Here is a 23,118-nt window from a genome sequence, read left to right on the forward strand (position 1 = left end):
GTGACCCTGCATCTCGCCGTCGCGCTGGACGGCGCCGGCTGGCATCCCGCCGCCTGGCGCGAGGCGTCCGCGCAGCCGGAGGCGATCTTCTCGGCCCGCTACTGGGCGGCGCTCGTGGCCGAGGCCGAGCGGGGGCTGCTCGACTTCGTCACGATCGAGGACTCGCTCAGCCTCCAGTCGACCCTGCCGGACGGGCCCGACGCGCGGGCCGACCAGGTGCGCGGGCGCTTCGACGCGGTACTGCTGGCCGCCCGGCTGGCGCCGCTCACCAGCCGGATCGGGCTGGTGCCGACGGCCACGACCACGCACACCGAGCCGTTCCACGTGGCGATCGGCATCGCCACGCTCGACCACATCAGCGGCGGCCGAGCCGGGTGGCGGCCGCAGATCTCGGTCAGAAGCACCGAGGCGGCGCATTTCGGGCGCCGCGCGTTCCCCCGGCTGGACGGGCCCGTCTCGATCGATGACGAGCACGTCCGGGCGCTGTTCGAGGAGGCCGCCGACGCGGTCGAGGTCGTACGGCGGCTCTGGGACAGCTGGGAGGACGACGCGGAGATCCGCGACCTGCCGACCGGCCGTTTCATCGACCGGGACAAGCTTCACTACATCGACTTCGCCGGGCGGTTCTTCTCGGTGCGCGGGCCGTCGATCACGCCTCGGCCGCCGCAGGGCCAGCCGGTGGTCACGGCGCTCGCCCATGCCCGCCTGCCGTATGAGTTCGCCGCGGGCGGCGCCGACGTCGTGTACGTCACGCCGCACTCCGCCGACCAGGCACGCGCCATCGTCGAGGAGGTCAGGGAGCTGTCGGCGGAGCTGCGGGTCTTCGCCGACCTGGTGGTGTTCCTGGGCGACGACGCGGCGGAGCGCAAGGCCCGTCTCGACGGGCTCGACGGGGCCGAGCTGCGCTCCGACGCCGCGATCTTCACCGGCACCCCGGAGGAGCTGGCGGAGCTGCTGCTCCAGTGGCGGCGGGCCGGGATCGAGGGGTTCCGGCTGCGTCCCGGCGCGCTGCCGTACGACCTGGAGGCGATCACCCGGGGGCTGACGGCGGAGCTGCGCGGGCGCGGGGCGTTCAGGCGCTCGTACGAGGCCACGACGCTGCGCGGGCTGCTCGGCCTGCCGCGCCCGGCCAGCCGCTACGCGGAGGTGTCATGAAATTTCTGGCCATCACGTTAATCGTCCATAACGACCAGCGGTCGCACACCGAGCGGTTCCGCGAGGTCGTCGACAACGCGGTGCTGGCCGAGGAACTGGGCTTCGACGGGTTCGGGGTGGGGGAGCGGCACGAGCGGCCGTTCATCTCCTCCTCGCCGCCGGTGGTGCTGAGCCACATCGCGGCCAAGACGTCCAGGATCCGGCTGTTCACCGCGGTCACCACGCTGAGCCTGCTCGATCCCGTACGAGCCTTCGAGGACTACGCCACGCTTGACCACCTCTCCGACGGCAGGCTGGAGCTGATCATCGGCAAGGGGAACGGGGCGGCGCAGGCGCAACTCTTCCACGTCACCGCCGAGGACCAGTGGGACCGCAACCGCGAGGGGTACGACCTGTTCCGCCGCCTCTGGCGGGAGGACAAGGTCACCTGGGCGGGCCGGTTCCGTCCCGCGCTGACCGAGGCCGAGACCTGGCCCCGGCCGCTCCAGCGGGCGATCAGGGTCTGGCACGGCAGCGCCACCAGCAAGGAGTCGGTGGACCTGGCCGCCTACTACGGCGACCCGCTGTTCTCCGCGAACGTCACCAACCCCATCGAACCGTACGCCGACCTGATCGACTACTACCGCAAGCAGTGGGTCCGCTACGGGCACGACCCGGCCGACGCGCTGGTCGGGGCGGGGACGGCGGGCTACTACGCGGCCCGCACCTCGCAGGAGGCGATCGAGACCTACCGGCCGATCTTCGACGCCCGGCTGGCGCTGTTCGCCAAGCTCGGGATCGAGCCGGTCTTCGCCACGCTGGAGGACGCCATCGAACGCAGCTCGATCCTGGTCGGCAGCCCGCAGCAGATCATCGACAAGGTGCTGCGCTATCACCAGCGGTTCGGGCACGAGGTCATGCACCTGCACGCCGACGCCGACGGGCTCACGCCCAAGCAGCACCGGGACGCGCTGGAGCTGTTCCAGGCGGAGATCGCGCCCGTACTGCGCCAGGAGATCCCCAGCAGGCCGTTCCCCGGAGGTGCCGCGTGACCCTGTCCATCCTCGACCTCGCCCCCATCCCCTCCGGCGGCACCGCGCGTGACGCGCTGCTCAACACCCTCGACCTGGCCCGGCGGGCCGAGACGTTCGGTTACCGTCGCTACTGGCTGGCCGAGCACCATTTCGCCCCCGGTGTGGCCAGCTCGGCCCCGGCCGTGCTCATCGGCCTGGTGGCGGCGGCCACCGAGCGGATCAGGGTCGGATCGGGAGCCGTGCAGCTCGGGCACCAGACGCCGCTGTCGGTGGTGGAGCAGTTCGGGCTGATCGACGCGCTGTATCCGGGCCGGATCGACCTCGGCATCGGCCGCTCCGGCCAACGCCGCGCCGAACTCGCCGCCGAGGCCGCCCCGGCCAAGCCCGCGCCCGCCACCCTGGCGAAGCCCCCACCTCACGGAGAGGCGGGGCGGGTCGTCGATGGGCTGCTCATTCCGCCGCCGTTCGACTGGTCCAGGCTCGCGGCCCACCCGCAGCTGGCCTTCCACGCCTCGCTGCTCCAGCAGCCCGGCGCTCAGACGCCCGATTTCGCCGAGCAGATCGACGACGTCATCTCGTTCCTGAACGGCGACCACCAAGCGCACGCCGTCCCCGGCGAGGGGGCGGAGGTGGAGCTGTGGATCCTCGGCAGCAGCGGCGGCCAGAGCGCCCAGGTGGCGGGCGAACGCGGGCTGCCGTTCGCGGCCAACTACCACGTCAGCCCGTCCAGCGTGCTCGAAGCCGTCGAGGGCTACCGGAAGGCGTTCAAGCCGTCGAAGGCCCTGGCCGAGCCGTATGTGATCGTGTCGGCCGACGTCGTCGTGGCCGACGATGACGCGACCGCGCGCGAGCTGGCCAAGCCGTACGGGCTGTGGGTACGCAGCATCAGGACCGGGGCGGGCGCCAGGACGTACCCGACACCGGAGGAAGCCGACGCGCACGTCTGGAGCGCCGAGGACCTGGCGCTGGTGAAGGACCGGATCGACACGCGGTTCGTCGGCACGCCCGACGCCGTCGCCGAGCGGCTGCGCGTGCTGCGGCGGGTGACGGGCGCCGACGAGCTGCTGGTCACGACCATCACCCACGACCACGCCGCCCGCGTACGCTCCTACGAGCTGCTGGCCGACGCCTGGGACGGCCGCGCATGAAGCGGACCCTGGTCGTCCTCATGCTCGCCCTGGCCGCCTGCGGTTCCCAGCCGTCCGCCCAGCAGGCCCAGAGCACCACCCTGACCTGGGCGATCGAGACGCAGCCCATCACCCTGAACCCGCAGCAGTGGGCGCAGAACAAGGTCAGGCTGCTGGTGTTCAACCAGTTCGACGCGCTGCTGTCCCGCGGTCGCGACGGTTCGTTCCAGCCGTGGCTGGCGAAGTCATGGAAGGTCTCGGCCGACGGGCTGACCTACACCTTCGAGCTGCGCGACGACGTGACCTTCCACGACGGCACGAAGTTCGACGCGGCGGCGGTCAAGGCCAACCTGGAGCAGTTCCTGGTATCGGGCTACAACGCGGCGGTCGCGGCGATCCAGCTGGCCGCCTTGGACAAGGCCGAGGTGGTCTCGCCCACCACGGTGAAGGTCACGCTCAAGAAGCCCGACGGGCTGTTCCTCGACTTCCTGTCCTCGCCGTACGGCGGGCAGGTCTCGCCCAAGTCGCTGAAGACGGCCAAGAACCTCAAGTTCGGCGGCACCGACCTGGTGGGCACCGGGCCGTTCATCCTCGACCGGTACGTACAGGGCCAGGAGCTCCACTACCACCGCAACCCCGCCTACAAGTGGGCGCCGCCGAGCGCCGGGCACCAGGGGCCCGCCTACCTCTCCGAGATCACCTACCGCTTCCTGCCCGAGGCCGCGGTCCGCGTCGGCGCGCTCACCTCCGGCCAGGTGCAGGTCATCGAGGGCGTCCCCGCGACCGACGTGAACCTGATCAAGAAGGAGCACGCCTTCCAGACCGCGCTCAACTCGGGCACCTCCTTCATCTACTACTTCAACGTCTCGCACGCCCCGTTCGACGACCAGCGCGTACGGCAGGCCTTCCGCGAGGCCGTGGACGTCGACGCCGTCCTCGCCTCCGTCTACCAGGGCACCGCCACCAGGGCGTGGAGCATCGTCGGCAAGGCGAGCCCGTTCTACGACCCGTCGCTCGAGCACACCTTCGGCGGTGACACCGCCAAGGCCAACGCGCTGCTCGACGAGGCCGGCTGGCGGCAGCGCGACAGCGAGGGCTTCAGGGTCAAGGACGGCAAGCGGCTCACCGTACGCAGCGTCTCCGCGGCGCCGTACGTCAGGGACCGTCGTGACATCCTCGCCCAGGCCATCCAGGCCCAGGTCAAGCAGAGCGCGGGCATCGACTTCCAGGTGAAGATCGTCGACCAGGGCACAGCGCAGAAGGCCGTGGACGAGAACCAGTACGAGATCTTCGAGAACTCCCGCGGCGACTCCGACGTCGGCGCCGCGCTCAACCTCATCCTGCCGAGCAAGGGGGCCATCAACCGCACCCACTTCTCCGACCCCCAGGTCGACAAGTGGCTGACCCGGGCGTCCACCACCGCCGACCAGGCACTCCGCAAGGACCTCTACACGCGGGTGCAGCGCGCGGTGGTGACGGAGAAGGCCGTCGCCTTCCCGATCTACGTGCCCGCCGACCAGCTGGCCGCCCAGAACAGCGTGCGCGGTCTCGGCTTCGACCCGGGCTCGGGGACGCCGCGCAACGCCTACGACGTCCAGGTCGGCACATGATCAAACGTCTGGGCACCGGGCTGGCCGTGCTCTGGGCCGCCGCCACCTCCTCCTACGTCGCGCTGCTCCTCGCCCCGGGCGACACCATCGACATCCTGATCGGCGACGGCGCCGACACCCCGGAGATCCGGGCCAGGATCGTCGCCGAATGGGGGCTCGACCGTCCCGAGGTGGTCCAATACCTGTCCTACCTGTGGCGGCTGCTGCACGGCGACCTCGGCCGCTCCTACCAGCTCCAGCGCGGTGTCGGCGAGATCCTCGCCACCCAGGTGGGCCCGACGCTCCAGCTCACGCTCGCCGCCGCGGCGACCGGGGTGACACTCGCCGGGGTCATCGCGCTGGCCACCGCGGGCCGGGGCCGCTGGTCGCGCGGTACGGCCTCGGCCGTCGAGCTGGTGTCGGTCTCGGTGCCGCCGTTCCTCATCGGGATCGTGCTGCTGTCGGTGTTCTCGTTCACGTTCGGCTGGTTCCCGGTCTCCGGCGCCTCGGGGCCGCAGGCGCTCGTCCTGCCCGCGCTGGCGCTCGGCCTGCCGATCGCCGGCGTGCTCGGGCAGGTGCTGCGCGGCGGGCTCGAACGCGCGCTGGAGCAGCCGTTCGCGGTCACGGCCAGGGCGCGCGGGCTGACCGAGCGGGCCCTTGTCGCCAGGCACGCGCTCAGGCACGCGCTGATCCCGGCCGTGACGCTGGCCGGGTGGTTCACCGGCACGCTGCTCGGCGGGACGGTGATCACCGAGGTGCTGTTCGGCCGCCCGGGGCTCGGCCAGGTCGCGATGCAAGCGGTCACCGGCCGGGACATGCCGGTCGTGATGGCCGTGGTGCTGCTGTCGGCGATCGCGTACGTGACCATCAGCACGCTGCTCGACCTGGCCTACCGCGCCATCGACCCCAGGATCGGGGGCTGAGCGTGCCGGCCAGGATCCTCGTACCCGTTGTCTTCCTGATCCTGCTGGCGCTGGCCGTCGCCGTGCCCGGCCTGCTCACCGGCGTGGACCCGCTGTCGGCCGACCCGCTGCGCGCGCTGACCCCGCCCGGCGGGGCGCACTGGTTCGGCAGCGACCACCTCGGCAGGGACGTGCTGTCCAGGGTGGTGTACGGCGCCCGGCACTCGCTCAGCATCGGCGTCTCGGCCACCGCCGTGGCCGTGACCTCCGGCATCCTGCTCGGCCTGGCCGCCGGGCTGTCGCCCAAATGGCTGGACGAGGCGCTGGCCCGCTCGTTCGACGTGCTGTCGACCCTGCCCGAGCTGCTGCTGGCGCTGCTCGTCATCGCGATCACCGGCCCCGGCACCGGGAGCGTGATCTTCGCGATCGCCGTCGCGCAGATCCCCAACTACGCCCGGGTGATCCGGGCCCAGGCCTTCGTGGTCCGCCACGCCGGGTACGTCGAGCAGGCCGTGACCTTCGGCCGCTCCCGCGCGGTCATCACCGCCCAGCACGTGCTGCCGAACGTACTGGGCCCGATCCCGGTGCTGGCCACCATCGGGCTCGGTCAGGCCGTCATCGGCGCGTCGGGGCTCAGCTTCCTCGGCATGGGACCCCAGCCGCCGGCCGCAGAGTGGGGCGCCATGCTCGCCGAGGCCCGCAACTACCTGCGCGTCGCCTGGTGGGAGGCGCTGTTCCCGGGCGTCGCGATCACCTTGACCGTCGTCTGCCTGACCGTGCTGGGCCGACGGCTGCAGCGCCGCTTCGAGGGAAGGACGCCATGACCACGTTCCAGGAAGAGCACGCGGAGACCGGCCGCGCGCTCGTCTCGGACATCCCGCTGGTGTCCGTGGCGGATCTGCGGGTGAGCTTCGGCGGGACCGAGGTGGTGCGCGGCGTCTCGTTGTCGGTCGCTGCGGGGGAGTGCGTGGCGATCGTCGGCGAGTCCGGCTCCGGCAAGAGCGTCACCGCCCGGTCGCTGCTCGGCCTGGCCGGGCCGGGCTCCCGGGTCGAGGCCCGTACGTTCGACCTGTCCGGCAGAGACGCCCGGAACTTCCGCCCGGCCGACTGGCGGCGGCTGCGCGGCGGGTTCGCCGGGCTGGTGCTGCAGGACGCGCTGGTGTCGCTCGATCCGCTGCGTACCGTGGCCGCCGAGATCGGCGAGGTGCTGACCGTACACGAGGTCGTTCCCCGCGCCCGGCGCCCGGAACGGGTGCTGGAACTGCTCGACGCGGTCGGCGTCCCCGACCCGGCCGCCCGCGCCCGCCAGCACCCGCACCAGCTGTCCGGCGGGCTGCGGCAGCGGGTGCTGATCGCCTCGGCCATCGCCGCCGAGCCCAAGCTGATCATCGCGGACGAGCCCACCACCGCGCTCGACGTCACCGTACAGGCCCAGATCCTGCGGCTGCTCGCCGAGCGCAAGGCCGCCGGGACGGCGCTGCTGCTGATCAGCCACGACCTCGCCGTGGTCGCCTCGATCGCCGACCGGATCCTGGTCATGAAGGACGGCCGGGTGGTCGAGGAGGGGCCCGTCCGGAGCGTGCTGTCGGCGCCCGCGCACGACTACACCCGCTCGCTGCTCGCCGCCGTCCCCTCCGCCGCCTCCAGGGGCACCCGCCTGTCGGGCGGCCCGCCGCTCCCGCGCCGCGCCCCGAACCCGTCCGCCCAGGTCCTCGCCGCCACCGCCCTGACCAGGTCGTACGGACCGCGCCGGGTCGTGGACGACGTCTCCTTCACCCTGCACGAAGGCGAGACGCTCGGCATCGTCGGCGAGTCCGGCTCCGGCAAGACCACGCTCGCCAGGCTCGTCCTCGGCCTGCTCGAACCCGAGACGGGACGGGTGAGCCTGCACCAGCGGCAGTGGAGCGGGCTGCCGGAACGCAAGCGGCGCCCGATGCGGCAGCGCGTCCAGCTCATCTCCCAGAACCCGCTCGACTCCTTCGATCCCCGCCACACCGTCGGCCGCCTGGTCGCCGAGCCGCTCGCCCTGCCCCGCCGTGAACGCCGGGCGCGGGCGCTGGACCTGCTGGAGCGCGTCGGCCTGCCCGCCGCGTACGCCGACCGCCACCCCAGAGAGCTGTCCGGCGGCCAGCGCCAGCGCGTCGCCATCGCCAGGGCCCTCGCCCCCCGCCCCGACGTGCTGGTCTGCGACGAACCCGTCTCGGCGCTCGACGTCTCCATCCAGGCCCAGGTGCTCGACCTGCTCGCCGAGATCCAGGCCGAGTACGGCACCGCCCTGCTGTTCATCTCCCACGACCTGGGCGTCGTCCACCACGTGAGCGACCGGGTGCTGGTCATGAAGGACGGCCGGGTGGTGGAGGAGGGCGAGGTCGAGCAGGTGTTCCAGCGGCCCCGGCACCCCTACACCCGCGCCCTGGTGGACGCCGTGCCCCGCCTCGGGTAGTGGAAGGTGGAGTGTGCTGGCTCGGCCTGCCTCAGGCCGACGGTGGTCATCGCCGGGTGCCGGCCGTACTGGCATACTCGAACGGTTCGTGAGCTCAGTCCAGCTGGATCACCGACAGCCAGTTGCCCGCCGGGTCCTTGAACCAGGCGATCAGCGGGCCGCTCACCCGGTTGACGCCCTTGTCGTCGGTGCCCTCCAGCCGCTCGAAGACCACGCCGCGCGCCACCAGCTCGTCCACGGCTTTGTCGATGTCACTGACCGGGAAGTTGAGTATCGTGAACGTCGCCGGCGTGTGATCCTTTTTCGGGTAGACGATCGTGTCGCGGTCGCCCGCGATGTGCAGTGTGAGGATCCCGTGGTCCTCGGAGACGCGCAGGCCGAGCGTTTCGCCGTAGAACCGCTTGGCGGCCGGGATGTCGTCGGTGGAGAAGCCGCTGAAGGCTCTGGTGTTCTCGAACATGATGGTTTCCTTCCGTCACAGGAGACGTAGAACCCGGGCCGCCGAATTCGACACGTTTCGAGGGGGAAATTTTGGACGGGCTGCTGCGAGAGCTGGCGCCGCAGGTCCTCGGCGCGGTCGTCCGGCGCTACGGCGACTTCGACCTGTGCGAGGACGCCGTGCAGGAGGCTCTGCTCGCGGCCGCCGTCCAGTGGCCCGACGAGGGTGTGCCCGCCAATCCCAAGGGCTGGTTGATCACTGTCGCCGCCCGCAGACGGATCGAGCTGTGGCGCAGCGAGTCCGCCCGGCGGCGCAGGGAGGAGTCCGCCGCCGCCCTGGCACCGCCGGAGCCGGACCCCTCGCCCACCGTGGACGACACGCTCACACTCCTGCTGCTCTGCTGCCATCCCGCGCTCACCACGGTCTCCCAGGTGGCGTTGACACTGCGCGCCGTCGGCGGGCTGACCACCGCCGAGATCGCCCGCGCGCTGCTGGTGCCCGAGCCGACCGTGGCGCAGCGCATCAGCCGCGCCAAGCAGCGCATCAAGAGCAGCGGCGCCGAGTTCACGCTGCCCCCGGAGGACGAGCAGGCCGAGCGGCTGGCCGCGGTGCTGCACGTGCTGTACCTGATCTTCAACGAGGGCTACACCGCCAGCTCCGGCGGTACGTTGCACCGCGTGGAGCTGTCCAGCGAGGCCATCCGCCTGACCCGGCAGCTCCACGACCGCCTGCCCGGCGACGGCGAGGTGGCCGCGCTGCTCGCCCTGATGCTGCTCACCGACGCCCGCCGCCCGGCCCGCACCCGGCCCGACGGCGGGCTGGTGCCGCTGGCCGAACAGGACCGCGGCGAATGGGACGCCGAGGCCATCGCCGAAGGAGTCCAGCTGATCACCAAGACGCTGGCCGCCGCGCCGCTCGGCCCCTACCAGGTGCAGGCGGCCATCGCGGCCGTGCACGACGAGGCGCCGCGGGCCGAGGACACCGACTGGCGGCAGATCCTCGCCCTGTACGACCTGCTCGACGGCATCGCGCCCGGGCCCATGGTCACGCTCAACCGGATCGTCGCCGTCGCCATGGTCCACGGGCCGCAGGCTGGGTTGGAGGGGCTGGCGAAGGCGGAGACCGATCCGGCGCTCGCCGGGCATCACCGGGTGCCGGCCGTACGCGCGCATCTGCTGGACCTCGTGGGCGACCGGGAGGCGGCGCGCACCCAGTACGAGCTGGCCGCCCGCCGCACGCTCAGCCTCCCCGAACAGCGCTATCTGGAGTCACGCGCCGCCCGGCTCTGACCGGCCTCGCCTCAGCCGTCGAGGTGGCGCAGGATGGCCAGCACCCGTCTGCTGTAGGCGGGGGTCACCGGCAGGTCGAGCTTGTCGAAGATGGCGTTGACGTGCTTCTCCACCGTGCTCAGGGAGACGTGGAGGTTCGTGGCGATCGCGGCGTTGGTGAAGCCCTCGGCGAGCTGCCGCAGCACCTGCGACTCGCGTTCGCTGAGCGTACGCAGCGGGTCCACGCGGGTGGTGCGGGCGAGGAGCTGCCTGACCACTTCGGGGTCGATGACGGTGCCGCCCGCGCGGATCCGCTCCAGGGAACCCAGGAAGTCCGCCACCTCCGACACGCGGTCCTTCAGCAGGTAGCCCATGCCCTCGGTGGCCTCGGCGAGCAGCTTGGCCGCGTACGTCTTCTCCACGTACTGCGACAGGACCAGCACGCCCACCGAGGGCCAGCGCGCGCGGATCTCCAGCGCCGCGCGCAGGCCCTCGTCGGAATGGGTGGGCGGCATCCGCACGTCCACCACCGCGACCTCCGGCCGGTGCTCGGCCACCGCCTCGATCAGGGACTCCGCGTCGCCGATCGCGGCCACGACCTCGTGCCCGGCCTCCTCCAGCAGCCTGATCAGGCCCTCACGCAGCAGTACAGCGTCGTCGGCGAGGATCAGCCGCACGATGCCGCCTTCGGGAGGGTCGCGCAGATCCTGGTGCCGCCGCCGGGCGGGCTGTCGACCTCGAACCGGCCGTCGAGCGCCATCACCCGCCTGGCCAGCCCCGACAGTCCGCCGCCCGCCGGGTCGGCGCCGCCGCGGCCGTCGTCGGAGATCACCACGCGGACCGCCCGCTCGTCCTCGCTCAGCACGACCAGGATGTCCCGCGCCCGCGCGTGCTTGACCGCGTTGGTGATCGCCTCCCTGGCCACGAAGTACAGGGCGGTCTCCACCTCCGAGACGGGCCGTCCGGCCAGGCCGTAGTCGACGGTCACCGGCACGCACGAACGTTCGGCGACACCGGCCAGCGCCGTGCGCAGGCCCAGCTCGTCGAGCGCGGTCGGGTAGATCCGCCACGCCACGCTGCGCAGCTCGTCGAGCAGTTGCCGGGACTCGGCGTACGCCTGGTCCACCAGCTCGGCCGCCCCGGCGGGGCTGTGCCGGGCCCGCCCGAGCAGCATGGCCAGCGCCACGCCGCGCTGCTGCACGCCGTCGTGCAGGTCCCGCTCGATCCTGCGCCGCTCGTCGTCGACCACCCGCACGATGCCGGACCGGCTGACGGTCAGCTCGGCGATGCGCCGCCGCATCAGCTCCTGCGGCCCGGGACCGAGGAAGCGTACGGCCAGCCGCCGCTCGGTCGCCACCAGCAGGCGGCACCAGAACCCGCCCAGGGCCAGCATCAGCACCCCGCAGGCCAGGCCGACCGCCCAGCTGTGCATCGACAGCTTGATGCCCGGCAGGTCCAGCGCCACCGGCGCGTAGTCGCCGGAGAACAGCACCCACGTGCTGCCGCCCAGGAACAGCAGGGCCAGGAACAGCAGCGCCAGCGCGAGATAGCCCCCGAGCACGCCGACCAGGGCACGCAGCGCGAGATAGCCGTGACCGGACGCGGCCCCGTCGGTCTCCTGCCCGAACCAGGCGGCCAGCCGGGCCCGTTCGAGCGCCACCATTCCCGGCGCCCACCTGTTCCGGTACGGCCAGGCGAAGGTCCACAGGGCGAGGGCGGCGGCTCCGGTGACCAGCCCGGCCAGCACTCCGGTGAGCTGCCTGAAAACAATGCCTGCCACGGACGCGAAGTCTAGGCGCTGCGGCGGTCCGGCGGCGTGGCACACCCGGCGAGCAGGCGTGGGGCGCCGGTCAGGTGTTGACTTGTCCGTGCTGCGCCGGTCAGGTGTCTACGGGCAGGCGGCGGGCGGCCACGCCCGCCCAGCCGAGGCCCAGCGCGGTGATCAGGAGCACTCCCGCGGCCCCCGCACCCGCCGCCACCAGCCCGGCCGCGCCCGGGATGAGGATCTGCCCGGTACGGTTGCCCGCGAGCCGGAGCGACATCGCCCGCCCCCGCAGACCGGGGGGCGCGGACTCGGCGAGCCACGACATGGTCATCGGCTGTCCCACCCCGAGCCCGAACCCCAGGACGAGCAGCACGCAGGCCAGCAGCCACAGCGGCATCGGCAGCGGCGTGAGCGCCATGGCCAGGGCCGCCGAGACGGTGCCGGCGACCAGGAGACGCCGTCTGCCGAAGGCGTGCGAGAGGCGGCCGAGGAAGAAGCGCGACCCCATGGAGGCCACGCCGCGGATCGCCAGCAGGACACCCACCACGCCTGAGGCGAGCCCTTGCTCGGCGCCCAGCGCCGGAAGGTAGACGAGCGTGATGTCGACCGCGGCCAGCACCACGCAGCTGGTCACGAGCGCGTGCGCGAGACCGGGCAGCCGCAGCAGCGAGCGCACCCCCGTGACTTGGCCGCCAGCCCGCGCGGTGGCCCGCGGACTGCCGGTCAGCAGCGCCGACAGCCCGACGAGCGCGGCGGCGAGCCCGCAGGTCCACAGGTAGATCCGGCCGGTGTCCGGGATGGCGTGGGCGCCGCCGAACACGATGATCAGGATCGGGCCCATGGCCTGCCCGAGTGAGGCGGCGAAGGTGTAGTGCCCGAAGGCGGTGTCGTGGCGGCCGCGCTCGGTCATGTTGGCCACCATCGCCTGCTGGGCGATGACACAGCCGAGATGCCCCGTGCCGAGCAGGACGCCGCCGGCGATCAGCCCGGGGATCGTGTGGCCGAAGGCGAGGAAGGCGGCGCAGGCGGTCGTGAGCAGGATCGCGCCCGCCACGGCCATGCGCCGCTCGCCGTACCGGTCGGCCGCCTGACCGGCGGGGATGGCCAGGAGGAGCGGCGCGATGGCGAAGCTGGCGCCCAGCACGCCTAGCCACGCCGCAGAGACGTGCAGCTCGATCGCCCCGTACGACATGGTCGGCCGCAGCACGAACGTCACCACCTGCGTTCCCACGGAGTGGGCCAGCAGCAGGGCCATCTGATTACGCCGATGCCAGGTGATCACGCACTCCAGCCGGTCGCGCGCCTTCTCCACGGCCACCTGTACGTCACGGCCTCAACCTATCGCAACAACCCCATAAGGCGAGAAAGGGCGAAATGTCGGATAAAACGCTATCGGTGGGAACAGGCCTTCCGGTGGCATCTGGCCGGGCCGTGGTCTACCGCTACGTCAAGGGGCGGTTCATGAGGGAGGTCAGCTGGTGAATGTCGTGGCGGGCCCGCAGGGCCGCGATCGCCTCCTGATCGGGTGGCTGGGTGGCGGCTATCAGATCGGCGAGTTCGCGGAGGTAGTGCTCGTGGCCGGACGGGGAGACGAGGAAGAGCATTCGCGCAGGCTTGGGGCCGGGGTTGAAGAAGGCGTGCGGGCAGCCGACGGGTACGAACATGACGCTCCCAGGACCGCCTCTGAACACCGGCGTGCCGGTGTCCGACTCCCACGTCCGCCAGTCGCCGTCGGCCTTCTCGCGTGGATGGAAGGCGAGCAGGTCGAGCTCCCCGTCGAGGATGTAGAACACCTCCTCGGCCGCATGATGCAGATGCGCCCCGACATCGAATCCCGGTGCGATGTCCGCCTCGAACATGGACCAGCGGTTCGACCGCTCCGCACCTAACTTGACCGTCATGCCGGCAGTCTGGATCCGGCGTCCGGAGCCAGGCCCGAGCAGCAGTCCATCGGTCAGGTTCGGCTCGTTCATGGCTTCCATCCGGTTTCCTCCAGCCAGTTCTCCAGCGTCATCAGGCCCGGGTGGGCGGCCCGCAGCGCCGGGAAGTCGGGTTCGTCGTCGTCGCGGTCGCCGAGCCAGGCGAACATCCTGGCCACCTGCTCGTCGAAGGCCCGCACCTGCTCGATGGGCACCTGATGGAAGCGGCTGGGCAGGCCGCCGGCCCGGCCGAAGGCCTCGGCGATCGCCTGAGCGGACAGGCAGTCCCCGGCGATCTCGAGTTTCCGGTCGATGAACTCGTCGGGCTGGTCGAACGCGATCGCGGCGAAAGCCCCGATGTCCTGCGTCGCGATCAGCCGTACCCGCGTCTCCGGCCGTACGGCGAGGTTGACCGCCAGCTCGTCGCCGTCCACGACCGGGCGGGTGAGGGAGGTGAAGTTCTCCATGAACATGACAGGCCGCAGCACGGTGGCCGGTAGCCCGAGCGAGTCGACGCGTTCCTCGATGCGGGCCTTGCTGTCGTAGTAAGGGATGCCGCTCACCAGGCCGGCGCCGCTGATCGAGCTGTAGACGAGATGTCCGACGCCGGACTTCTTGGCGATCTCCGCCACCGCCTTGCCACGCCGTTCCTCGGCGATCACTCCTTCAGGGGTCACCTTGGGCCCGGTGAGCATGGTCAGCACCAGGAAGACGCCGTACGCGCCGTCCATCGCCGCCCGAAGCGACGCCGCGTCGTCCAGGTCGCCGGTGACGAGGGTGGCTCCCGCCGCCTGCAGCGTTTCAGCGCCCGGCGAGCCGGGATTCCGCACCAGGGCGCGCACCTCCCAGCCACGATCGAGCAGCTGGCGCGCGGCCGCGCCACCCTGCTGGCCGGTGGCCCCGATCACCAGCACCGGTCCCTTCTGCTGTGCCATATGCCCTCCTTCGCCCGAAAGTGACAATGATCAGGCTAACGACGAAGAGGCGGCCGATCCTGGTACAGATACTGCTAACCTGCCGGTCGGTTCACCGTCCACGGGAGCTGTGTGGAAAGCGGCCACGACAACGGACAGGCGGCGCGGCGCGCCGAGCTGGGTGCCTTTCTGCGCGCCCGGCGAGCCCGGCTGCGGCCGGGAGACGTGGGGCTGCCGGAAGACGGCATACCGGGGCGACGCCGGACCGCCGGCCTCCGGCGCGAAGAGGTCGCCGAGCTGTCCGGCGTCGGTGTCACCTGGTACACCTGGCTGGAGCAGGGCCGGAACATCTCCACGTCGGTTCAGGTGATCGACGCGCTGGCCCGCGCGCTCCTGCTCGGCCCGGACCACCACCGGCACCTTCGGTACCTCGCCGGTCTCGCCGCCCCGGACCGGGAAACCCCCTCCGATGACGTACGTCCGCGACTGCGCCGCTTGGTCGACGCCGTGGCTCCGAACATCGCCTCCATTTATGACGGCCATTTCGACTACCTGGTGTGGAACCGGGCGTACGCGCTAGTCCGCCACGATCCAGACAGGTTTCCCGCCGATCGGCGAAACCTGCTGTGGATGATGTTCACCGACGAGGAGAACCGGGCCCGCATGACCCGGTGGGAGCCGGCGGCGCGGGCCGTCCTCAGCCAATTCCGGGCCATGGTGGGGCAGCGTCCGGACGACCCACGGTTCGCCGACCTCGTGGCCGGGTTGACCGCGGCGAGTTCGGAGTTCCGGGAATGGTGGAACGAATACCCGATCCGCTCCTTCAGACCCGCGACGATCGAACTCGATCACCCCGAGGCCGGGCGGATCGAACTGGAGATGTTCCAGGTCCGCTTGGTCGAGCGCCCCGACCTGGTGATGGTCGTACAGGTGCCGGCGAGTCACGCGATGCTCCAGCGGATCACCTCCATGCTCGAAGCCCCATGATCTCCGTGGCGGGCGCGAGGGATCAGCCCTTGTAGTTGAAGATCTGGCGCAGCGTGTGTTGCACGGTGACCAGGTCCTTCTGATCTTCCATGACCTGATCGATCGACTTGTACGCTTCCGGGTGCTCGTCCACCAGCGCCCCGGCGCGGTCGGCGTTCCAGACGCGGCTGCCCATCGCCTCGGTGAGCGAAGCGGCGGTGAGCTTCTTGCGCGCCTCGGTGCGGGACATGCGCCGTCCCGCACCATGGGAGCAGGAGTTGTAGGAAGCGGCGCTGCCCAGGCCGGTCACGATGTAGGAGCGGGTACCCATGGAGCCGGGGATGATTCCCTCGTCTCCGCTGGCCGCCTTGATCGCACCCTTCCGGGTGATCCACATGTCGCGGCCGTGGTGGCGTTCCATCTGGGTGAAATTGTGATGGGCGTTGATCGTGCGCAGCGCGGCACCATGACCGACGACCTGGAACAGGGAGGCGACCAGCACCTCGGCCATGCGGGCGCGTGAGGCCATGGCGTAGCGCTGGGCCCACAGCATGTCCTCGATGTAGGCGGTGAACTGCGGCGTGCCCTGCACGAGGTAGGCCAGATCCGGGTCGGCCAGCTCGATGAACCACTGCTTCATCAGCTTCTTCGCCTGCGTGATGTGCATGGTGGCGAGCTGGTTGCCGATGCCGCGCGAGCCGGAGTGCAGCACCGTCCACACACGGTCGCGCTCGTCCAGGCAGACCTCGACGAAGTGGTTGCCGGAGCCGAGCGTCCCGAACTGCGCGATGACCGTGTGCTCCTGCTTGCCCGTCAGTGAGGTGCCGGGTGTGCCGATCGCGTTGAGCGAGGCGTCGGTGGACGGGTCGTCATGGCCCTGGCCGACGCCGGCCGGGATGCGCTGCTCGATGAGCGGCATGAGCGCGGCCAGGGTGTCGGGCAGGTCCGCGGCGGTCAGGTCGGTCTCGGTGGCGACCATGCCGCAGCCGATGTCCACGCCCACGGCCGAGGGGATGATGGCGCCCTGGGTCGGGATGACGGAGCCGACGGTGGCGCCCATCCCGACATGGGCGTCCGGCATCAGCGCGACGTGGCTGGGGACGAAGGGCAGGCGGGCGGCGCGGGCGGCTTGTTCGATGGCGTCCGGCTCGATGTCGCTCGCCCATGAGATGAGTCCGGGTGCTACCCGCTGCGGCATGAGGGGCTGCCTTTCTGGTCGATGATCTCGTAGCAGCGTATTCGACGGGAGTGCGGTGATCGCTACTGGTTTGTTGGGCGGCGAGCCACCACGGAGAGGACGGAGCTCCGCCAACCGCGCTCGGGGCGGTCGGCTGTGGCACCTTGGGCGGTGGTGGGCGAAGGTTCCCGCCATCGGAGGAGTGATCACTATGCGGCATCTCGGCATCCTCGCCCACAGCACCGAAGGGGCGGCCCTGTGCTTCCTGGCCTACTGCCAGGAGGGGTTTCGCCGGGTGGGCCGGCACGAGCATCCCGACGTGACCCTCGACTACATCGCCTTCGGCTACAGCATGCCCGCCTGGGACGCGGGCGACCACGACTCGATCAGGGCCACGCTGGCCGTCAGCGTCGGGCGCCTCGCCCGCGCCGGGGCCGACTTCTTCGCCTGCCCGGACAACACCGCCCACCTGGCGCTCGAACGGCCCGGCGAGGACCTCGCCCTGCCCGGCCTGCACATCGCCGAGGTGGTCGCCGACCAGGCCGTTCGTGAGGGGCGGACGAAGGTCGGTGTCCTGGGTACGGCGTACACGATGGACGGCCGGCTCTATCCGGAGGCGCTCGCCGCGCGTGGGATCGCGGCGGAGGTGCCGGATCCGGACGACCGGCGGATCATCAACGAGATCATCTTCGCCGAGCTCGTGAGCGGGGTGTTCACCGAGGAGTCGCGGCGGGAGTACGTCCGTGTCATCTCGCGGCTCGCGGAGCGGGGGTGTGACGCCGTGGCGCTCGTCTGCACCGAGATCCCGCTCCTGGTGACACCCGAGGCGTCGCCGCTGCCGACCCTCGACTCCACCCGCCTCATGGCCGTCGCCGCGTACGAGGTCGCGGCCGGTCACCGGCCGCTGCCCACCTGGCGTGGCGGGGTTTCGGCCACTCCCCGGAGCTGACCGGTCTTTGTCAGGTAGGCAGAGGAGAAGTCGGAGAAGGGCATGATGCTGTCGGACAGATTTGCTCCGAAAAGCTCGGCTCCGGCGAGGAACACGCCGTACATCCTGGCTCGCGGCAGGTAGGCGTCGCTCAGGTCGGCGTCGCCGAGCCGGGCGTGTGACAGGTCGATCCACTCCTGCTTCGGGTGGGCCGGACGGACCCGGCCCAGCACGGTGAGCATGGCCCGAACATCTCTGGCCTGCCCGTAGTTCTTCTTGGTCGACGTGCGGCCGTTTCCCACGACATAGCTGGCGAGAACGTCAACGGTCGTCTGCCGGTAGTCGGGGACATCCCTGCCGATGTTCTCGAGGGCGTAGGCGGCGCCGATCCGCACCTCCATGCTCGCGCTGCCGAGTTGTTCGACGGCCTTGGTGAATCGGTCGGTGACCTGGCCCTTCTGCGCGACTTCGAGGCCCTTCCTGGCGATCAGCAACTCCTCACGGGAGGCCTCGACCGATTTCGCGGTCTGCGCCAGTCCCTGCGCCGTCAGCAGCAGTCCGCCCAGCACGGCGATGGTCGCCGGGATCTGCAGCAGGGTGGTGATGAACTGGCGCCGGCTGTCTTGGGCCGCGCGGTGCAGCTCAGCGCGTTCTACGGGTTGGAGAGTGGCGAATTCCGCCCGCGATAATGGAGCGGTCGCCCGTTCTTCGGGACGCCAACGGAACCACGTCATGAGCGGATCGTGCGCTCAGGTCCGCCCGTTGGCGAGAGTAGACCCCTACTCAAGTTGAGCGGTGACGACGCTCGCGGGCGAATGTTGTGGCATCCCTCCATGCGTGTCCCGGGACGTTGTGGTGTGAGATCAGATCCGCACCTACGAGAAGTTCCACGCACCCACGAGAAGCACCTATGAGAAGTGGAGGCGGCGACATGCCGAGGCTCACCGGGGGAAAGGGTTTCCCCACCGGCGACATCGCCCGGATCAGCGTCTTCGCGGCGCTGATCGCCGCGCTCGGCCTGCCGGGCACCCTGAACCTGTTCGGCAACGCGGTCCCGATCACGCTGCAGACGTTCGGCGTCATGCTGGCGGGCACGATCCTGGGCTCGTGGCGGGCCGCCCTGGCCGTCGCCGTACTGCTCGTGCTGGTGGCCGTCGGCCTGCCGTTGCTGGCGGGCGGGCGTGGCGGGCTGGGCGTGTTCGCGGGGCCGTCGGCCGGGTACCTGATCGGCTGGCTGCCCGGCGCGGCCGTGACCGGCTGGATCGTCGAACGCGGCGGCCATCGGCCGGGCATCGTCCGGCTGGTGGTGGCCTGTGTGGTCGGCGGCATCGGGGTGATCTACCTGATCGGTCTGCCCGTGCAGGCGGCTGTCACCGGCGTCCCGCTGGGCCGGACGGCGCTGCTCAGCGCCACGTTGTTCCTGCCCGGCGACCTGATCAAGGCGGTGCTGGCGGCGATTGTGACGAAAGGTACTCAACGGGCATACCCTGACGCGGTCCCGGCCGTGCATCGCGAACGGCTCCGCGCCAGCAAGGAGGGCTGAACCGGTCATGCCGGTCGCCGCACAGGTATTGCGCCACGCTTCCGACCACCCGCACCGTCTCGCGGTGTGCGGCCCGGCGGGCGAACTGAGCTACGCCGAGCTCGCCCGGCGCGTCCGCGACACCGCGGCGCACCTGACCGCGCCGGGCTTGGCTCGCGGGGCGCTGGTCGCGATCAGTCTGGCCGACCCGGTGGACCAGCTCATCGCCGCACTGGCGACGGACCTGGCGGGGGGTACGCCACTGCTGTGCGACCCGGCCTGGGACGAACGCGTACGGGCCGCGATCCCCGCGGACCGCCACCTCGACAGCCTCCCGCCCGCTGGGGCGAACGACGTTCTGTCACCCGCCGAGGCGGGCGCGGGGTCATCCGCTGAGACGGGCACGCTGGTTTCTCATGCGGCGGCGTGGCCGCAGCCGGAGGACGGCGATCGGGCCTGGGCGTGTTTCAGTTCCGGGAGCACCGGCCGTCCCCGGGCCGTGGTGCGCACGCGCGCGTCCTGGACCGCGTCGTTCCCGTGGGTGAGCGAGCTGGCCGGGATCGGCCCCGGCGATGTCGTCCTGGTGCCCGGACCCCTGGGCTCCTCCCTGTACGGCTTCGCGGCCGTGCACGCGCTGGCCGTCGGCGCCACGGCCCTGGTGCCGGGCCGCTGGTCGCCCGGCGCCCTGGGCGAGCAGCTCAGCCGGGCGACCGTGGCCCACCTGGTGCCGCATTGCCTGCCGGCCGTACTGGACGCATTGGAGGAGGGCGCCCCGCTGCGGACCGTCGTGATCGGCGGGGCGGCGCTGCCGGCCGGGCTGCGGGAGCGGGCGGCGGACGTCGGCGTACGGGTGGTGTCCTACTACGGCGCGACCGAGCTGTCCTTCGTGGCCGCCGACGCCGACGGCGCGGGGCTGCGCCCTTTTCCGGGTGTGGAACTCCAGGTCAGGACCCTGCCGGGCCAGACGCTCGGCGAGGTGTGGGCGCGGTCGCCCTGGCTGGCCGAAGGCTATCTGGCCGGCGCGGCGGGCCCGCTGAGGGTGGACGGCGAGGGGTGGATGAGCGTCGGCGACGTGGCGGAGCCGTACCTGCCGGGTGAAGTCCTGCGGCTGCGCGGCCGGGGCGACGGCGCGATCCAGACCGGCGGCGCCACGGTCGTGCCGGAGGACGTCGAAGAGGTGCTCAGGAGCGTTCGGGGGGTGGGCGACGTCGTGGTGGTCGGCTCGCCGCACCCGGACCTGGGCGCGGTGGTCACGGCGATCGTCGAGATGGGCGCCGGAACCCCGCCCTCCCGGGCCGCGCTCGAGGCCGTGGCCCGCGGCGGGCTGGCCGCGGCGCAACGGCCCCGCCGCTGGTACGCGGTGGACAGCCTGCCCCGCACCTCGGCGGGCAAGCCGGCCCGCGGCCTCCTCACCGCCCGCCTGGCCGGCGGCGACCCTGACCTGTGGCGGCTCACCTGATGCGATCGGACATCGCGCCGGTCATCGTGGCCGCGCGCCGTACGGCGATCGGGACCACCGGGCACGCCTTCAAGGAGGTGACCGCCGACATGCTGGCCTCGCCCGTCATCGAGGCGCTGGCCGGTGACGTCGCCGGCCTCGGCGTGCCGATCGAGGACGTGGTGCTCGGCAACTGCATGGGTCCGGGCGGGAACCTGGCGCGCGTGTCGGCGCTGGGCGCGGGGCTGGGCGAGGCCGTTCCCGGCGCCACGGTGGATCGGCAGTGCGGCAGCGGGCTGGCCGCGATCCTGATGGCGGGTCAGGCCGTGGCCAGCGAAGAGATGGAGCTGGTCATCGCCGGTGGGGTCGAGAGCGCCTCCACCGCGCCGCTGCGGGCGTACCGGGGGAGCCCCGCCGTGCCGTACGAGCGGGCGCCCTTCACCCCGGCCGGCCACCCGGACCCGGACATGGGCGCCGCGGCCGAGGCGCTGGCCGTGGCGCGCGGCGTGGATCGGGCCCGCCAGGACGACTACGCGCGCGCGAGCAACGCCAAGGCGGTGGCCGCGCGGGAGGCGGGACGGTTCACGGCGGAGATCGTCGAGGTCAAAGGGCGGACGGAGGACCAGCGGCCCCGGGTGTTGCGGCCGGAGTCGATGTCGCGGTTGCCCGCGGCGTTCGTCCCCGGAGGGACGGTGACGGCCGGGAACTCCTCGCCGGTCAGCGACGGGGCGGCGGCGGTCGCCCTCACCACGGAACGCCTGCGCGCCAGAGCCGGGCTGCCGGGCCTCCGGCTGCGGGGCGGGGCCGTCGTCGGCTGTGATCCCGCCTTGCCCGGCTGGGGTCCGGTGCCCGCCGTACGACGGCTGCTCGGCCGTACCGGAGTGAGCATGGAACAGATCGCGGCGGTGGAGATCGTGGAGGCGTTCGCGGCCCAGACGCTGGCCGTCACCGACGCGCTCGGGCTCGATCCGCTCGGCGCCGACCGGGACCGGGTCTGCGCCGACGGTGGCGCGCTGGCGCTCGGCCATCCGTGGGGGGCCACCGGAGCCGTTGTGGTCACCCGGCTGTTCACGCGGCTCGTACGGTCGGGCGCGCCGCCGGGGACGTTGGGGCTGGCGACGGCGGCGGTCGGGGGCGGCCTCGGCGTCGCCGCCCTGTTCGAGGTGGTGTGAGCCAATGAGCGAGCCGGTTGAGATGCCTGAGCGGTGTGAGCCGGTCGAGATGCGTGGGTGGTGTGGGTGATCGAGCTGGACGGCGTGCGGGTCCGGCTCGGGCAGCGTGAGGTGCTGTGCGGCGTCACGGCCCGCCTGCCCGAGCGGCGGATCGGGGTGATCGGGGCCAACGGGTCGGGCAAGAGCACGCTGGCCCGGCTGCTGAACGGCCTGGTCCTGCCGACTTCCGGCACTGTCACCGTCCTCGGCGACGACACCCGCCGCCACGCGGCCAGGATCAGGCGGCGCGTCGGGTTCCTGTTCACCGACCCGGACGCGCAGATCGTGATGCCGACCGTGGCCGAGGACGTCGCGTTCTCCCTGCGCCGGCACAAACTGCCGCGCGAGGACGTCCAGCGCCGGGTCACGGACGTACTGGACAGGTACGGCCTGGCGGGCCACGCCGACCACCCCGCCCACCAGCTGTCCGGCGGCCAGAAGCAGCTGCTCGCCCTCTGCTCGGTCCTGGTGCTCGAACCCGAGATCCTCGTCATGGACGAGCCGACGACCCTCCTGGACCTGCGCCACTCCCGGCTGGTCGCCGACGTGCTGCGCCATCTGCCGCAGCAGGTGGTCGTGATCAGCCACGACCTGGCACTGCTGGCGGACTTCGACCGCCTGCTGGTGATGGACGAGGGACGGATCGTGGCCGACGCCGCGCCGCCGGCGGCCATCGACCACTACCGGAAGCTCATGTCGTGAACAGACTCACCGGCGCCTACGTCCGGGGCGGCTCGCCGCTGCATCGCCTGCCCGCGGGGGCCAAGCTCGCGGGCCTGGCGGCGTGCTGCACGGTGCTCGTCCTGCTGCGCGCGCCGGTGTCGATGGCGGTCGCCGCGCTGGTGGTGGGGGTGCTGTTCGCCGTCTCGGGGGTGGGCGCGGCGGCGGCCTGGGCGCAGGTGCGGCCGGTCCGCTGGTTCGCGGTGGCGCTGTTCGCCGTGCAGGTGGTGTTCGCGGACCTGCCGTCGGCGATCGCCTCGGTGTCCCGGGTCGTCCTGGCCGTCGCCCTGGCCGGGCTGGTCACCCTGACGACGCGGACGGAGGCCATGATGGCGTTCCTGGAACGCTGCCTGTCGCCGGCGCGCTGGGTGGGGCTGGACCCGTTCCGGCTGTCGTTGCTGCTGTCCCTCACGATCCGCAGCGTGCCGGTCATGGCCGAGCTGGCGACCCGCGTACGGGAGGCGCAGCGCGCCAGGGGAGTGCAGTGGAGCGTGCGGGCCTTCGCCGTGCCGCTGGTGGTGAGCGCGCTGCGGCACGCGGACGCGCTGGGCGAGGCCCTCAGCGCCCGCGGCCTGGACGACTGACCGGCCGAGCGACTGGACGATTGACGGCGGTCACGGGT

Annotated in this window: 23 protein-coding genes; 15 read left to right on the top strand and 8 right to left on the bottom strand. The window is 71.9% G+C overall.

What is annotated here, in order from left to right:
• From AB0C30_RS32975 to AB0C30_RS33005, 7 genes are read left to right on the top strand one after another with little or no spacing between them, the layout of a single operon-like run.
• Entirely contained in the window at nucleotides 1-1,155 is a 1,155-nt protein-coding gene (locus AB0C30_RS32975) for an LLM class flavin-dependent oxidoreductase (protein WP_357951978.1), read from the top strand.
• Nucleotides 1,152-2,186, top strand: a complete 1,035-nt coding sequence (locus AB0C30_RS32980) for an LLM class flavin-dependent oxidoreductase (RefSeq protein WP_357951980.1) — start codon at nucleotides 1,152-1,154, stop codon at nucleotides 2,184-2,186. Before AB0C30_RS32975 ends, AB0C30_RS32980 begins: the two co-directional genes overlap by 4 nt.
• Complete coding sequence (locus tag AB0C30_RS32985; RefSeq protein ID WP_357951982.1) at nucleotides 2,183-3,316, top strand: MsnO8 family LLM class oxidoreductase; 1,134 nt, start codon at nucleotides 2,183-2,185, stop codon at nucleotides 3,314-3,316. The genes AB0C30_RS32980 and AB0C30_RS32985 overlap by 4 nt, the downstream gene beginning before the upstream one ends.
• Nucleotides 3,313-4,905: an ABC transporter substrate-binding protein gene (locus AB0C30_RS32990; protein ID WP_357951984.1), complete on the top strand. Its 1,593-nt coding sequence runs from the start codon at nucleotides 3,313-3,315 to the stop codon at nucleotides 4,903-4,905. Before AB0C30_RS32985 ends, AB0C30_RS32990 begins: the two co-directional genes overlap by 4 nt.
• Entirely contained in the window at nucleotides 4,902-5,807 is a 906-nt protein-coding gene (locus AB0C30_RS32995) for an ABC transporter permease (protein ID WP_357951986.1), read from the top strand. Before AB0C30_RS32990 ends, AB0C30_RS32995 begins: the two co-directional genes overlap by 4 nt.
• A 2-nt stretch (nucleotides 5,808-5,809) precedes the next feature.
• A complete protein-coding gene (locus tag AB0C30_RS33000) occupies nucleotides 5,810-6,610 on the top strand; it encodes an ABC transporter permease (protein ID WP_357951987.1) in 801 nt (266 codons plus the stop codon).
• Nucleotides 6,607-8,229 (top strand): ABC transporter ATP-binding protein, encoded by a 1,623-nt coding sequence (locus tag AB0C30_RS33005; protein WP_357951989.1) that lies wholly within the window; start codon nucleotides 6,607-6,609, stop codon nucleotides 8,227-8,229. Before AB0C30_RS33000 ends, AB0C30_RS33005 begins: the two co-directional genes overlap by 4 nt.
• A 94-nt stretch (nucleotides 8,230-8,323) precedes the next feature.
• Here AB0C30_RS33005 and AB0C30_RS33010 read toward each other — a convergent pair whose 3' ends face one another.
• Nucleotides 8,324-8,689, bottom strand: a complete 366-nt coding sequence (locus tag AB0C30_RS33010) for a VOC family protein (RefSeq protein ID WP_357951991.1) — start codon at nucleotides 8,687-8,689, stop codon at nucleotides 8,324-8,326.
• Nucleotides 8,690-8,757: 68 nt separating this feature from the next.
• Here AB0C30_RS33010 and AB0C30_RS33015 point away from each other — a divergent pair, with 68 nt between their 5' ends.
• Nucleotides 8,758-9,957, top strand: a complete 1,200-nt coding sequence (locus AB0C30_RS33015) for a DUF6596 domain-containing protein (protein WP_357952191.1) — start codon at nucleotides 8,758-8,760, stop codon at nucleotides 9,955-9,957.
• 11 nt (nucleotides 9,958-9,968) lie between these two features.
• Here the strand turns inward: AB0C30_RS33015 and AB0C30_RS33020 are convergent, their stop codons facing one another.
• The 5 genes from AB0C30_RS33020 to AB0C30_RS33040 all read right to left on the bottom strand — a co-directional run bounded on the left by AB0C30_RS33020 (nucleotide 9,969) and on the right by AB0C30_RS33040 (nucleotide 14,555).
• The gene (locus AB0C30_RS33020) at nucleotides 9,969-10,613 is read right to left on the bottom strand and encodes a response regulator transcription factor (protein ID WP_357951992.1); all 645 of its coding nucleotides are present in this window, start codon (nucleotides 10,611-10,613) and stop codon (nucleotides 9,969-9,971) included.
• Nucleotides 10,604-11,716 (bottom strand): histidine kinase, encoded by a 1,113-nt coding sequence (locus AB0C30_RS33025; protein WP_357951994.1) that lies wholly within the window; start codon nucleotides 11,714-11,716, stop codon nucleotides 10,604-10,606. Before AB0C30_RS33025 ends, AB0C30_RS33020 begins: the two co-directional genes overlap by 10 nt.
• 100 nt (nucleotides 11,717-11,816) lie before the next feature.
• On the bottom strand, nucleotides 11,817-13,013 hold the full coding sequence (locus AB0C30_RS33030; protein ID WP_357951996.1) for an MFS transporter: 1,197 nt from the start codon (nucleotides 13,011-13,013) through the stop codon (nucleotides 11,817-11,819).
• A 130-nt stretch (nucleotides 13,014-13,143) separates the two neighbouring features.
• Nucleotides 13,144-13,683 carry a cupin domain-containing protein gene (locus tag AB0C30_RS33035; RefSeq protein WP_357951998.1) on the bottom strand — a complete coding sequence of 180 codons (540 nt, stop codon included), beginning with the start codon at nucleotides 13,681-13,683 and terminating at the stop codon, nucleotides 13,144-13,146.
• Nucleotides 13,671-14,555, bottom strand: coding sequence for an NmrA/HSCARG family protein (locus tag AB0C30_RS33040; RefSeq protein ID WP_357951999.1), 885 nt, complete (start codon nucleotides 14,553-14,555; stop codon nucleotides 13,671-13,673). Before AB0C30_RS33040 ends, AB0C30_RS33035 begins: the two co-directional genes overlap by 13 nt.
• Nucleotides 14,556-14,666: 111 nt before the next feature.
• On the opposite strand from AB0C30_RS33040, the gene AB0C30_RS33045 reads away from it, so the two are divergent.
• On the top strand, nucleotides 14,667-15,521 hold the full coding sequence (locus AB0C30_RS33045) for a helix-turn-helix transcriptional regulator (RefSeq protein ID WP_357952001.1): 855 nt from the start codon (nucleotides 14,667-14,669) through the stop codon (nucleotides 15,519-15,521).
• A 22-nt stretch (nucleotides 15,522-15,543) separates the two neighbouring features.
• Here AB0C30_RS33045 and AB0C30_RS33050 read toward each other — a convergent pair whose 3' ends face one another.
• The gene (locus AB0C30_RS33050) at nucleotides 15,544-16,698 is read right to left on the bottom strand and encodes an RtcB family protein (RefSeq protein WP_357952003.1); all 1,155 of its coding nucleotides are present in this window, start codon (nucleotides 16,696-16,698) and stop codon (nucleotides 15,544-15,546) included.
• 190 nt (nucleotides 16,699-16,888) lie between these two features.
• Here AB0C30_RS33050 and AB0C30_RS33055 point away from each other — a divergent pair, with 190 nt between their 5' ends.
• Entirely contained in the window at nucleotides 16,889-17,626 is a 738-nt protein-coding gene (locus AB0C30_RS33055; RefSeq protein WP_357952005.1) for an amino acid racemase, read from the top strand.
• Here the strand turns inward: AB0C30_RS33055 and AB0C30_RS33060 are convergent.
• Nucleotides 17,572-18,339, bottom strand: coding sequence for a pentapeptide repeat-containing protein (locus AB0C30_RS33060; RefSeq protein ID WP_357952007.1), 768 nt, complete (start codon nucleotides 18,337-18,339; stop codon nucleotides 17,572-17,574). The two genes, AB0C30_RS33055 and AB0C30_RS33060, sit on opposite strands and share 55 nt — an antisense overlap.
• Nucleotides 18,340-18,515: 176 nt before the next feature.
• Between AB0C30_RS33060 and AB0C30_RS33065 the strand changes: the two genes are divergently transcribed.
• The 5 genes from AB0C30_RS33065 to AB0C30_RS33085 all read left to right on the top strand — a co-directional run bounded on the left by AB0C30_RS33065 (nucleotide 18,516) and on the right by AB0C30_RS33085 (nucleotide 23,080).
• Nucleotides 18,516-19,148, top strand: coding sequence for a biotin transporter BioY (locus AB0C30_RS33065; protein ID WP_357952009.1), 633 nt, complete (start codon nucleotides 18,516-18,518; stop codon nucleotides 19,146-19,148).
• A gap of 7 nt (nucleotides 19,149-19,155) precedes the next feature.
• On the top strand, nucleotides 19,156-20,586 hold the full coding sequence (locus AB0C30_RS33070; RefSeq protein WP_357952011.1) for a class I adenylate-forming enzyme family protein: 1,431 nt from the start codon (nucleotides 19,156-19,158) through the stop codon (nucleotides 20,584-20,586).
• Complete coding sequence (locus AB0C30_RS33075) at nucleotides 20,586-21,737, top strand: thiolase family protein (protein WP_357952013.1); 1,152 nt, start codon at nucleotides 20,586-20,588, stop codon at nucleotides 21,735-21,737. Before AB0C30_RS33070 ends, AB0C30_RS33075 begins: the two co-directional genes overlap by 1 nt.
• A 66-nt stretch (nucleotides 21,738-21,803) precedes the next feature.
• Nucleotides 21,804-22,478 (top strand): ABC transporter ATP-binding protein, encoded by a 675-nt coding sequence (locus AB0C30_RS33080; protein WP_357952015.1) that lies wholly within the window; start codon nucleotides 21,804-21,806, stop codon nucleotides 22,476-22,478.
• Nucleotides 22,475-23,080 (top strand): energy-coupling factor transporter transmembrane protein EcfT, encoded by a 606-nt coding sequence (locus AB0C30_RS33085; RefSeq protein WP_357952017.1) that lies wholly within the window; start codon nucleotides 22,475-22,477, stop codon nucleotides 23,078-23,080. The genes AB0C30_RS33080 and AB0C30_RS33085 overlap by 4 nt, the downstream gene beginning before the upstream one ends.
• The last annotated feature ends 38 nt before the right edge of the window (nucleotides 23,081-23,118 follow it).

This window comes from Nonomuraea sp. NPDC048901 (genome assembly GCF_040649695.1).
In the GTDB taxonomy this organism is placed as follows: domain Bacteria; phylum Actinomycetota; class Actinomycetes; order Streptosporangiales; family Streptosporangiaceae; genus Nonomuraea.

Coding starts and splice junctions, on each gene's coding strand:
- AB0C30_RS32980 (WP_357951980.1), top strand. CDS start 1,152: ATGAAATTTCTGGCCATCACGTTAATCGTCCATAACGACCAGCGGTCG.
- AB0C30_RS32990 (WP_357951984.1), top strand. CDS start 3,313: ATGAAGCGGACCCTGGTCGTCCTCATGCTCGCCCTGGCCGCCTGCGGT.
- AB0C30_RS32995 (WP_357951986.1), top strand. CDS start 4,902: ATGATCAAACGTCTGGGCACCGGGCTGGCCGTGCTCTGGGCCGCCGCC.
- AB0C30_RS33005 (WP_357951989.1), top strand. CDS start 6,607: ATGACCACGTTCCAGGAAGAGCACGCGGAGACCGGCCGCGCGCTCGTC.
- AB0C30_RS33010 (WP_357951991.1), bottom strand. CDS start 8,689: ATGTTCGAGAACACCAGAGCCTTCAGCGGCTTCTCCACCGACGACATC.
- AB0C30_RS33035 (WP_357951998.1), bottom strand. CDS start 13,683: ATGGAAGCCATGAACGAGCCGAACCTGACCGATGGACTGCTGCTCGGG.
- AB0C30_RS33040 (WP_357951999.1), bottom strand. CDS start 14,555: ATGGCACAGCAGAAGGGACCGGTGCTGGTGATCGGGGCCACCGGCCAG.
- AB0C30_RS33050 (WP_357952003.1), bottom strand. CDS start 16,698: ATGCCGCAGCGGGTAGCACCCGGACTCATCTCATGGGCGAGCGACATC.
- AB0C30_RS33055 (WP_357952005.1), top strand. CDS start 16,889: ATGCGGCATCTCGGCATCCTCGCCCACAGCACCGAAGGGGCGGCCCTG.
- AB0C30_RS33060 (WP_357952007.1), bottom strand. CDS start 18,339: ATGACGTGGTTCCGTTGGCGTCCCGAAGAACGGGCGACCGCTCCATTA.
- AB0C30_RS33065 (WP_357952009.1), top strand. CDS start 18,516: ATGAGAAGTGGAGGCGGCGACATGCCGAGGCTCACCGGGGGAAAGGGT.
- AB0C30_RS33070 (WP_357952011.1), top strand. CDS start 19,156: ATGCCGGTCGCCGCACAGGTATTGCGCCACGCTTCCGACCACCCGCAC.
- AB0C30_RS33075 (WP_357952013.1), top strand. CDS start 20,586: ATGCGATCGGACATCGCGCCGGTCATCGTGGCCGCGCGCCGTACGGCG.